This window comes from Dyella sp., assembly GCF_036384435.1.
Taxonomy (GTDB): Bacteria; Pseudomonadota; Gammaproteobacteria; order Xanthomonadales; family Rhodanobacteraceae; genus GSA-30.
The window spans coordinates 18221-28646 of record NZ_DASVMI010000096.1 but is presented as its reverse complement, the minus strand read 5'-3'; the positions used below and the strand labels follow the sequence as shown (position 1 = coordinate 28646).

The following is a 10426-nucleotide window of genomic DNA, read 5'->3' as shown; positions in this document are numbered from 1 at the left end:
GCGAAGTGGGCGCCACCGAGATTGCCGTATTTACCGCCGCGTCCGAAGCCTTCAACCGCAAGAACATCAATGCCACGATCGATGAATCCATCGATCGTTTCGCCCCAGTGATGCAACGCGCACTGGCCGACGGCGTGAAAGTGCGTGGCTACGTATCGACCGTGCTGGGCTGTCCCTACCAGGGTGAGGTGCCCATCGAGGACGTAGTGCGCGTCGCCAAGCGCCTGCACGACATCGGCTGCTACGAAGTGTCGCTTGGCGACACCATCGGCGTCGGCACACCCGCCAAGGCACGCGCGATGCTCAAGGCCGTAGCGCGTGACGTACCGATGAACGCGCTGGCCGTACATTTCCACGACACGTATGGCCAGGCGCTGGCCAATATCCTGGCCTGCCTGGACGAAGGCGTACGCGTGGTCGACAGCGCGGTCTCCGGCACGGGAGGTTGCCCGTATGCCAAGGGCGCCACGGGCAACGTGGCCAGCGAAGACGTGGTGTATATGCTGCACGGGATGGGCATGCAGACCGGAGTCGACCTGGACATGCTGGTGGCGACCGGTGCGTGGCTGGCCGCACAATTGCACAAGGAGACGGCCAGCCGCGTCACACGAGCGCGCACTGCTACAGACGCATGAAACAGGCGCTTTCGACAATGGCGACACCAAGGTTGGCAACATGTGGTGCGTAAAGCAGAAGCTCCAGACACATGTCCGGCACTGGTACCCGGTTTTTCCTGTCTGCATGGCCGAGCTTGGGTTTGCCCGGCCAGCCATCGCAAAAGCTCCACCCGCATGGACCATGACACCATGAATCATGACTACCGAATCCGCCGTATCGAGGCTCGGGATGACGCGGTCATGGCCGCGATCATTCGTCGCGTGATGCCCGAATTCGGAGCCGATGGCCCTGGCTTTGCCATACACGATGCCGAAGTCGATCGCATGAGCGAGGCTTACGCTCGCTCTCGCAGCGCGTACTTCGTGGTCGATGTACAGGGCCAGGTGCTGGGCGGCGGAGGCGTGGCTCACCTGGAAGGTGGCGACGAAGACATATGTGAGTTGCGCAAGATGTATTTCCTGCCCGAAGCCAGAGGCATGGGCGCAGGTTCGGCCATGATGGTCCGCTGCCTGGACGAAGCCCGGCGGCTTGGCTACGGCCATTGCTACCTGGAAACCCTCACCGGCATGGATGCAGCTCAAAAGCTCTATCGTCGCCATGGCTTCGAGCAGATCACACAGCCCATGGGTGGCACCGGCCATTTCAGTTGTGATCGATTTTTCTTGCTGACGCTTTGAGCCAGGTGGATGAACAGGCCAGGTCACCCGGTCATTTCCGGCCGCGCGCACAACTGCGATCGCCGTACAGCACCTATTGACCATCGTCGCCACTGCAACGATTCTTGAGCCGACGCAGCGGCATGGGTGGCCGGCTGCCACCATCGACTGCCGAGGCTCCGATGAACCGCCACGATCCTCGTGTTGATGCATACATCGCCCAATCCGCCGATTTTGCTCGACCGATACTCGAGCACCTCAGGACCGTGGTTCATGCCGCATGCCCCGAGGTAGAGGAGAGCATCAAGTGGGGCTTTCCCCATTTCCTATACAGGGGAGCCATGATGTGCTCGATGGCCGCATTCAAGCAGCACTGCAGTTTCGGCTTCTGGCTTTATACCCAAGTGGTCGGGGGAAAAGCCGAGGCGGGCGCCGGTCAGTTCGGCAAGATCACCTCCGTCAAGGAGCTTCCCGTCAAACGCGAACTGACCGGCTACATCAGGAAAGCCATGGCGTTGAACGAGGCAGGCATCAAGGCATCGCGTCCCAAGTCCGCTCCCAAGCCACCAGTCCTCCCCGACGACTTTGCCGCCCTGCTGGGCCAACCTGCGCACAAGGCGGCGCGACAGCACTACCAGGCCTTCAGTCCCGGCATGCAACGCCAATACATACAATGGATCACTGAAGCCAAGACCGAGACCACTCGCCAGAAGCGCATGACGACCTCGCTGGAGTGGCTGGCCGAAGGCAAGGACCGAAACTGGAAATACAAGGCATGACCGTACCACGCTTGAGCTTTGATATTGATGATCCCACAGCCGAGGATGTCGGTCCGCTGATCGAGCAACTGGGCGGCTATCTCACCCGTCTTTATCCATCGGGCACGATCGAGCCGGCGACAGTCGACGAATTGCGCCAGGACAACGTGACTTTCGTTACCGCGCGCGTGGACGGTGAGCCCGTCGCCTGCGGTGCATGCGTCGATGCCGGCCCATACGTCGAGATCAAGCACATGTATGTGCTGCCAGCATGCCGCGGACTGGGGCTGGGCAAGCAGTTGCTTGACGCCCTCGAGCATCAGGTGCGCACGCAGGGAGGCCGCCTGGTACGCCTGGAAACCGGCACGGCGCAGACCGAGGCACTGGAGTTGTACGAGCACGCTGGCTATCGCCGCTGCGCCCCGTTCGGTGATCACCGCGCCCACGCGATGAGCGTGTGCATGGAGAAACCGCTGCAATGATGCGCGTCGCCACGGCGCAGGACGCGGAAGCCTGCCACGCCATTTACGCCCCTGCTGTCCTGGAATCGGCTATCACTTTCGAAACCGAATTGCCTGGTGTCGACAGCATGCGCCAACGCATCCAGGCGCGCCTGCAACATTACCCGTGGCTGGTCTGGGAAGAACACGGCACGGTCCTGGCCTATGCCTACGCAGGCCGATTTCGCGAACGTGCGGCCTATGACTGGATTGCCGAGACATCGATCTACGTCGACGCATCGGCACGCCGGCGAGGCATTGCTCGGCGCCTCTATGCGACTGTGCTGCACGTGATGGCCCTGCAAGGCATCAACCAGGCCGTTGGTGTCATCACCCTGCCCGGCGATGTGAGCGTGGCACTGCACGAAGCCATGGGCTTCCACGCCGCTGGGGTGTGGAAACATGCCGGCTACAAACTGGAACGGTGGTGGGATGTGGGCGTCTGGCAGAAATCGTTGCTGCCGATGGCGCAATGGCCGGCACCTGTGTTGCCGTTCGCGCCCCTGGTCGGGAGCGAGGCATTGAACGCCTTGTTGCACGGCTGAGGGCTGCCGCACGACCAGATGGCCGACGCCGCGCCCGGAAGGGCGCGGCGTCCTGAATCACCAAGGCAGGGGCATCAACGACTGTTGATGATCAGATCGGTGATAACACCCGTTGCTACCGCGACGAGCAGGAAATCACCATTGTCGCTACGCACCCAGTGGTAACCGGGTGGGGGTTCGCGCAGGTGGCGTGCATGCCAGTCGTTGACCACGTATCGGTCGCCACGGTATTCGGCCGGCACATAGCCGCCGGGGTGATACCAGCCTTCGCGACGACCGCGGTCATGTTCGATGACCACCGTGCGATCGTGGTCGTGGTGATCACGGTCGTGATCGTGCCAATCCTGTGCCGAGGCCGACAGCGACGACACAGCAAGCACGCTGCCTACTGCCAGGGCTAACAAGGATTTCTTCATGTAGCACTCCCTCGTTGGTGGGTTGGATAAATGATTGGCTTCTCAGGGGTGCACCGTAGATGAATTCGAAGTGCGAAAAAGCATCGCAAATTCATGCGTTAAGCTTACATCTGGCTGTCGCGCCAGCCATTGGCGCGCGTCATGCGCCCCAGCTCGGCTAACATGGCGTTTTTCCACAAGGCTTTACGGGTATTTCATGCAGCTCAACCATGTGAAGGCGATCATCACCGGCGGCGCCTCTGGCCTCGGCCACGCAGTAGCACAGCACCTGACCACCCTGGGTGGCCAGGTCACGCTGTTTGACGTCAACGAGGAAAAGGGCCAGGCCGCGGCTCGCGCACTGGGCGACGGCGCGCACTTCCTGCGCACCGATGTCACCAGCGAAGAAGGCGTCAGCGCGAACGTCGCCGCTGCCCACGAAGCGATGGGCGGATTGAACGTGCTGGTCAACTGCGCGGGCATCCTCGGTGCCGGGCGCGTGCTGGGCAAGGAAGGCCCGATGGCTCTCAATACTTTTGCGACCACCGTGATGGTGAACCTGGTTGGCAGCTTCAACGTGGCCAAGGCTGCTGCGTCACTGATGCAGGGCAATGAAGCTGGCGAGGATGGCGAGCGTGGCGTGATCATCCATACCGCATCGGTCGCCGCCTATGAAGGCCAGATCGGCCAAGCCGCCTATTCCGCCTCGAAAGGTGGCGTCGTCGGCATGACGCTACCGATGGCTCGCGAGCTTTCGCGCTTTGGCATACGCGTGGCAACCATCGCACCGGGCATTTTCTGGACACCGATGGTCGATGGCATGCCACCGCAGGTTCAGGAGTCCCTGTCGGCCTCGATCCCCTTCCCGTCACGCCTGGGCAAGCCGGACGAATTTGCCTCCACGGTCGCCTTCATCCTCGGCAATCGCTATATCAACGGCGAAACCATCCGCCTCGATGGCGCCGTACGCCTGCAACCGAAGTGATGCCAGGGCGCATGGCCTGAAGATGCACCTGATTTCTTCCTTCAACTTCCAGACCAAATCATCATGAAAGCTTCCGACGTCAAGAAAGGCAACGTAGTCGAACACGAGGGCACCGTGTACCAGGTGCGCGATATCGAACGCAGCTCACCAACCGCGCGTGGTGGCAACGTCACCTTCCGCTTTACGCTGTACTCGATCCCGGGCGGCCGCAAGTACGATCTGAGCCTGCGCGCCGACGACGACCTGAAGGAAATGGAACTGGTCCGGCGTGCGGCCAATTTCTCGTACATGGACGGCGAGGCATTCGTGTTCATGGATGCCGAGGACTACACCCAGTACATGCTGGCGCCGGAGCTCGTAGGTGACAACAGCGGCTATATCGTCGAAGGGGTCGAGGGCTACTACGTGCAATTGATCGACGACGCCCCGGTCGGCCTCCAGGTACCCACCAGCGTGATCCTCACGGTGGTCGATACGGCCCCTGAAATGAAGGGGGCCAGCGCCACCAAGCGCACCAAGCCGGCCAAGTTGGATACCGGCATAGAGATTCAAGTGCCCGAATACATCACCAATGATGAAAAGGTCTGGGTCAATACGGTGACGGGCGAGTTCGCCGGGCGAGCCTAATTGAGTGAGGTCGCTCACTGGCGTGAGCTGTGGGACCGCCCGCTACGCGGGCTGTGAAGCCGCGCCTGCGGCCAGGGGGAAAGCAGGAGCACCGAGGACTCGCCTTGGCTCGCTTTCTCGCTTTACAGCGCCATAGGCGCCACTTTCCAGGCGGCGTGGTCACCGACCTCAGAGCGAGCGCCCGCGAGCGACTTCTCCCCGCCCGCATCGCCACGAAAAAAAAGCCCGTGCAGTTGCACGGGCTCAATCACATCACCGGGTTTTACCAGGGGGCTGCGGCATCGGCGATCGCCCTCGGCATAGTACCCCGTCGGGTACAGCCTCTCGGACGCCCTGGCGGCGGTCTCACGACCATGCCGCCCCTGATGCCGTAGAGTTGACGAATCAGTACCTCTTGTACCTCATTCGCCAACACCGGCCGCGCACAGGGGATGCGACCGGTAAGACATGTCCATATGCCGCGGCGCCCTGCGAAGCACCGCCGGAACCCCGCCTCCCGCGGAGTTCCTCCAATAAGTTCAACTACTTAAACTGCTCTGGCCCAGGCTGACGCGCCCGAATGACTGGTTGCGTGCGCCATGGCTAGCTGATGCGTCCAGAAGTTGGCCCACAGGTCACAATAGCGCATACACAACGCTTGTACACGCGGATACTGATCCGGGGTCAACGCCTGGGTCAAAATCAACCACAAGTCGTTTTCATGTTCGTCAGTGCCGGCCTCGACTGTCTGGTCCTGGCTGGCGCTACGTGCATAGTAATAACCGTCGCTGACGTCAATGCCAACAGCTCTCGTGGCCTGACGCATCGCCGAGCTTAATAGGATAATCTCTTCTTCGGCTACGGCAAGTAGTACCGAGACATCCAGGTAATTACCGTAGCTGTGTTCCAGGAACTCGCGCACGCTGCGCGCTGCGGAACTCGGAGCGTGGGTCTGGCGCTCAAGCATGCTGACGCCATAGTCATCGAGCACCCGTTCGAACAGGGGGTAATGCCCGTACGCCGGATTACCTCGGTAATAACCCTCCGCATCCAGGCCCGGACGAAAACCAAATTCGTCCAGGTCGTTGAGCGTCAACAGGAAACGCGGCGCCAACTTGGAACCTGGGCGCAAGCGCGGTTCCAACTGCCGTGTCTGCAACTGAGCGGCAAGCAGCGCATCGGTGAATATCTGCACGACCGCATGCCGGTATTCGAGATGAATCGCCCGCATGGCATGCCCATTCAATTGCCCCTCGTTCAGAACCGCAATCGCTGGATGATGCGACATCGGATGTTCGGCAACAAGCTTGCGCAGGTGGTCGACGAACGCTTCGTTGCGTCGCCACAACTCCTCGGCAAGGCTGGCGCGCATGGCTGCAGCAGCCTTCTTTCGAGGTTGATCCAGGTCGACCATCAACGATGGCATGGCGCCTCCCCCTCCTTGTTTGTTTGCGCCGGAAATGGCACAAAACCAAACGCTTCGACTTCTACCAAACAAACGTTCGCGTGTAAAGCCGTTTACATGGCCGCCGCAGGCTTCTGGTTTCACCGCCACGCCGCTTTTGGCGATTAAAAAAATTATTGATGATCCGTGCCCGGATAATCTCCCGCGATTGTAGCCAAATCTCGCGGCATTGAACTCATTATGCCTGCTTTAATTCACGATTGGGCATTTGGGCCAGTCACTAGAATATCCCGCTGGCGCAAAAAGAAGCATGGGATCACCTCTCAAACGGCCCCTCTCCCCGAGAGGCGGCCTCCCGGGATCCGTTTGTATACAAGAGGGTCTTTGAACGATCATGTTATTGGACACGGGCAGCCCGGCACGGTAATCCGGCACTTACGTGCTGCCGCTCATGCGTAGCGCGAAGAACCTACCCTGCCCGCACCTTGCCAGCGCGCCGATTGTCCCGGCCGATTCATTCGGCATAAGGCAGAATACTCCTATCGTTTAGGAGCGAACGGAAGCATGTCCAGCAGCGGTTATTCACTACGCAACACGGTGTTGGAAAGCCTGATCAAGACCAAGCGTCCGGACGTTCCCATTCCCGTAGTCCTGCGTAACACGGCGGCCGTGGTGTTGCCGCTTGGTATCGGCTTGGCCACGGGCTACCCCGAAGCCGGGCTCGGTATCGCCGCTGGCGCTCTGGACACCATGTTCTCGGACCAGCCCGGTCCCTATCGGCAGCGTATGACCCAGTTGGTCCTGGCATCGCTGGCTGCTGCACTCGCCTCGCTATGCGGGTTCCTGATCGGCGACCAGTTGGTACCGATGATGGTCGCTACCGCCTTGTTCGGCTTTTTTGGCGGACTTCTGGCGGTCTTTGGCGTAGACATCGCCCGCGTGGGCATGACCAGCATGATTCTGCTGGTGGTGACGGCGGCCTCGCCCACGGCGTTGGCTGGCGCCAGCGCCGGTGCTGCACTGATATTTGCTGGCGGCATCTTACTCACCCTGTTCTCTGTCGCGGCATGGCCGCTGCAGCGCTACCGACCGGAGCGGCTGGCTCTGGCTGGCGTCTATCGCGGGCTATCGGCATTGGCGCGACAACAGAGCCACGATGAAGCCGACGTCCCCGCCCTGACTGATGCGATGACCACACTTCAGCAAACCCTGCTGGGGCGGCACCATGCGCGGGGACGCGCCATGGAGGCATTTGGCGTGCTGCTGGAGTTGGCCGAACGCGTGAGACTTGAGCTGACCGCCATGGCCGAACTCCGCGCCAATCCCACGATCCATGCCATGTTCCGCAACGACGCGGCGCGGGTACTGGCGGCTATCGCCGATGCACTGGAGCAGGCCGAGCCACCCATCCAGGCCGAACGAGCCCTGCAAACGCTTCAGGCCAGCGAGAACGCCCTGCTATCGCCCGGGGCACCCGTCGATGCACTGGCCGCGCATATTCATGCCCTGTCCGGCCAGCTTGCCGCGGCCGTGCGCAACGCCAATTGGGCCGGTAGCCGCGGCGAACTGCGTGCCGCAGCCGCAGAAACCCCGCTGCCTGCGGCGCTGCGCAGCCACTCGGCATGGGCGACCTTGCGTGCGGCCCTGACCCCGCACTCGGTGGCATTCCGCCATGCGGTTCGCAGTGCCCTGTGCTTGACCGTGGCGTTCTGGGTCTCACGCCAGTGGCAGATGCCCCATGGCTATTGGCTGCCGATGACTGCCGCCATCGTGCTGCGACCGGATTTCGCCGCCACCTTCAACTTCGGGTTGTTGCGCGTCGTGGGCACCATCCTGGGCCTAGTGCTGACAACAGCCATACTGCATTTCACACCGCACGAAGCATGGGCCCACCTGGCGGTGATGACCATCTTGTGCATGGCATTTCGTTACCTGGCTACGGCCCACTACGGCGTCGCGGTGGCCGCCCTGACCGGCACGGTGGTTATTCTGCTGTCGTTCGAGGGCGTCAATTCCTCGTCGGCCGTCATGGATCGCGTGATCAACACCGCGCTCGGCAGCGGCATGGCGCTGCTGGCCTATGTTTTGTGGCCGACATGGGAGCGCCGGCGCGTACGCGCTTCGATGGCGGACATGCTCAAGGCCTATGCTGATTACCTGCGTGCGCTGACCCAGCCGGAACAGCATGATCTCCACCGCGAAACACGTACCGCTGCCCGCACTGCGCGTAGCAACGCCCAGGCCTCGCTCGAACGCATGCGAGTAGAACCGGCCACGCCACGCCACCTGCTGGACCTGGCCGATGCCTTGTTTTCCAATGGCAACCGCCTGGCACGCACGGCCATGACCCTGGAAGCGATCATGCGTGGTGACGAACCGTTTCCCGAACAAGCTGAAGTGAGCGCCTTCGTCGAGCATGTGGCCGATAGCCTGCAACGCATTGCCAGGACCCTGGACGAAGGGCGCCCACTGGGGCCGCAAACCGACCTGCGCTCGTTACAACGCAGCTTGGCCGCGTTGTTGACCATGGCCGAAGACAAGCCCACTGCCGACTCGCTCACGCGCATCAGCGATCGCCTGGTCGACAACGTCGACACCCTGGTTCACGTGATCGGGCGAACCCGGGAAGCGGCGGCAGCCAGCCCTATCTCAGGTTAAACCGGCGCAACCGGGCACGCCGTCGCGGCCCTTCTTAGGCGATGCCGGGCGCATGCCCGCGACTCCAGGCAACGCTCTACCCTTCGATGGGTCGCTGCCGCCCCTGGCAAACTGGCCGAAGCCGGTGGAATTGATGCCGCAGGCATCCCCTCCACCGAGTAGACCGCCGCGGCATGTCACCGACAACGCCTAAACCTCGCGCAAGCTGACGCTCCACGCTGCGGCGGGGCAGCATGCCCTGCCACGGGGAAGCCTCTACACTCGCGGGCATGCTGAAGATCGACTCTCACGCCCATATCCTTCCGCGCGACTGGCCGAACCTGTCGGTCAAATACGGCGACGAGCGCTTTCCCGTGATGATGCACGACGATGGTCGGCACCGAATCTATAAGGATGGCAAGTTCTTCCGCGAGGTATGGGATTCGGCATTCGATCCGCAACATCGCATCGACGACTATCGCCGCTTCGACATCGACGTGCAGGTCATCTCCACCGTGCCGGTGCTGTTCTCCTACTGGGCACCGGGGTACCAGGCGCTGGAGCTGCACCGTCATCTCAACGATCATGCTGCACGGGTGTGTCACGATCATCCACGCCATTACGCCGGGATCGGCACCGTACCTCTGCAGTCGCCGGACCTGGCTATTGGCGAACTTGAGCGCTGCATCGACGAGCTAGGCTTGCAGGGCGTACAGATCGGCTCACACTGCAACGACTGGAATCTCGACGCGCCGGAGCTTTTCCCTTTTTTCGAAGCCGCGGCCGATCTGGGCGCGGCGATCCTGGTGCACCCCTGGGATATGATGGGCGCTGCCAGCATGCCCAAATATTGGTTGCCCTGGCTGGTCGGCATGCCCGCCGAACAATCACGCGCGGCCTGTTGCCTGGCTTTCGGTGGGGTGCTCGAACGCCTGCCTCGTCTGCGGATCATGCTGGCACATGGCGGCGGCAGCTTTCCCTGGACGATCGGTCGCATCGAGCATGGCTTTCGCATGCGACCTGACCTGGTCGCCACGGATAATCCGCGCAATCCGCGCGACTACCTCAAGCGCCTGTTCTTCGACTCGTGCGTACATGATCCCCAGGCACTGCGCTACTTGCTGGATGTGACCGGAGTCGACCGCGTCATGCTCGGTACCGATTATCCTTTCCCGTTGGGGGAACAGCGACCGGGCAGCGGCATCGAAGCGCTAGGATTGGGCGACGTCGAACGTGCCCGGCTGTTCCATGGCACCGCGCTGGAGTGGCTGGGCTTGCCGCTGCAACGCTTTCACACCGTTTCCTGATGGGAAAGAGTCAC

At 61.8% G+C, this 10426-nt stretch carries 11 protein-coding genes; 9 read left to right on the top strand and 2 right to left on the bottom strand.

What is annotated here, in order from left to right; translation table 11 throughout:
- The 5 genes from VF436_RS09775 to VF436_RS09755 all read left to right on the top strand — a co-directional run.
- On the top strand, positions 1 to 635 hold a 635-nt coding region (locus tag VF436_RS09775; protein WP_330903826.1), incomplete at its 5' end, for a hydroxymethylglutaryl-CoA lyase.
- Between the two features lie 171 nt (positions 636 to 806).
- Positions 807 to 1295 carry a GNAT family N-acetyltransferase gene (locus tag VF436_RS09770; protein ID WP_330903825.1) on the top strand — a complete coding sequence of 163 codons (489 nt, stop codon included), beginning with the start codon at positions 807 to 809 and terminating at the stop codon, positions 1293 to 1295.
- A 122-nt stretch (positions 1296 to 1417) separates the two neighbouring features.
- Positions 1418 to 2053 (top strand): YdeI/OmpD-associated family protein, encoded by a 636-nt coding sequence (locus VF436_RS09765; RefSeq protein ID WP_330903829.1) that lies wholly within the window; start codon positions 1418 to 1420, stop codon positions 2051 to 2053.
- On the top strand, positions 2050 to 2514 hold the full coding sequence (locus tag VF436_RS09760; RefSeq protein WP_330903824.1) for a GNAT family N-acetyltransferase: 465 nt from the start codon (positions 2050 to 2052) through the stop codon (positions 2512 to 2514). Before VF436_RS09765 ends, VF436_RS09760 begins: the two co-directional genes overlap by 4 nt.
- Entirely contained in the window at positions 2511 to 3077 is a 567-nt protein-coding gene (locus tag VF436_RS09755) for a GNAT family N-acetyltransferase (RefSeq protein WP_330903823.1), read from the top strand. Before VF436_RS09760 ends, VF436_RS09755 begins: the two co-directional genes overlap by 4 nt.
- Before the next feature lie 74 nt (positions 3078 to 3151).
- Here VF436_RS09755 and VF436_RS09750 read toward each other — a convergent pair whose 3' ends face one another.
- Entirely contained in the window at positions 3152 to 3493 is a 342-nt protein-coding gene (locus VF436_RS09750) for an RcnB family protein (RefSeq protein WP_330903822.1), read from the bottom strand.
- Between the two features lie 196 nt (positions 3494 to 3689).
- Here VF436_RS09750 and VF436_RS09745 point away from each other — a divergent pair, with 196 nt between their 5' ends.
- Both VF436_RS09745 and yeiP read left to right on the top strand, forming a co-directional pair.
- Positions 3690 to 4457, top strand: coding sequence for an SDR family NAD(P)-dependent oxidoreductase (locus VF436_RS09745; protein WP_330903821.1), 768 nt, complete (start codon positions 3690 to 3692; stop codon positions 4455 to 4457).
- A gap of 63 nt (positions 4458 to 4520) precedes the next feature.
- A complete protein-coding gene (yeiP, locus tag VF436_RS09740; RefSeq protein WP_330903820.1) occupies positions 4521 to 5084 on the top strand; it encodes an elongation factor P-like protein YeiP in 564 nt (187 codons plus the stop codon).
- Between the two features lie 526 nt (positions 5085 to 5610).
- Here the strand turns inward: yeiP and VF436_RS09735 are convergent.
- The gene (locus VF436_RS09735; protein ID WP_330903819.1) at positions 5611 to 6489 is read right to left on the bottom strand and encodes a hypothetical protein; all 879 of its coding nucleotides are present in this window, start codon (positions 6487 to 6489) and stop codon (positions 5611 to 5613) included.
- A gap of 543 nt (positions 6490 to 7032) precedes the next feature.
- Between VF436_RS09735 and VF436_RS09730 the strand changes: the two genes are divergently transcribed.
- Together VF436_RS09730 and VF436_RS09725 are read left to right on the top strand one after the other, a co-directional pair.
- Positions 7033 to 9126 carry an FUSC family protein gene (locus tag VF436_RS09730; protein ID WP_330903818.1) on the top strand — a complete coding sequence of 698 codons (2094 nt, stop codon included), beginning with the start codon at positions 7033 to 7035 and terminating at the stop codon, positions 9124 to 9126.
- A gap of 269 nt (positions 9127 to 9395) precedes the next feature.
- Positions 9396 to 10412, top strand: coding sequence for an amidohydrolase family protein (locus VF436_RS09725; protein WP_330903817.1), 1017 nt, complete (start codon positions 9396 to 9398; stop codon positions 10410 to 10412).
- The last annotated feature ends 14 nt before the right edge of the window (positions 10413 to 10426 follow it).

Excerpts from the sequence above, each read along its gene's own strand:
- VF436_RS09765 (WP_330903829.1), top strand. The coding sequence starts at position 1,418 with ATGGGTGGCCGGCTGCCACCATCGACTGCCGAGGCTCCGATGAACCGC.
- VF436_RS09730 (WP_330903818.1), top strand. The coding sequence starts at position 7,033 with ATGTCCAGCAGCGGTTATTCACTACGCAACACGGTGTTGGAAAGCCTG.
- VF436_RS09745 (WP_330903821.1), top strand. The coding sequence starts at position 3,690 with ATGCAGCTCAACCATGTGAAGGCGATCATCACCGGCGGCGCCTCTGGC.
- VF436_RS09770 (WP_330903825.1), top strand. The coding sequence starts at position 807 with ATGAATCATGACTACCGAATCCGCCGTATCGAGGCTCGGGATGACGCG.
- yeiP (WP_330903820.1), top strand. The coding sequence starts at position 4,521 with ATGAAAGCTTCCGACGTCAAGAAAGGCAACGTAGTCGAACACGAGGGC.
- VF436_RS09750 (WP_330903822.1), bottom strand. The coding sequence starts at position 3,493 with ATGAAGAAATCCTTGTTAGCCCTGGCAGTAGGCAGCGTGCTTGCTGTG.
- VF436_RS09755 (WP_330903823.1), top strand. The coding sequence starts at position 2,511 with ATGATGCGCGTCGCCACGGCGCAGGACGCGGAAGCCTGCCACGCCATT.
- VF436_RS09735 (WP_330903819.1), bottom strand. The coding sequence starts at position 6,489 with ATGCCATCGTTGATGGTCGACCTGGATCAACCTCGAAAGAAGGCTGCT.
- VF436_RS09760 (WP_330903824.1), top strand. The coding sequence starts at position 2,050 with ATGACCGTACCACGCTTGAGCTTTGATATTGATGATCCCACAGCCGAG.
- VF436_RS09725 (WP_330903817.1), top strand. The coding sequence starts at position 9,396 with ATGCTGAAGATCGACTCTCACGCCCATATCCTTCCGCGCGACTGGCCG.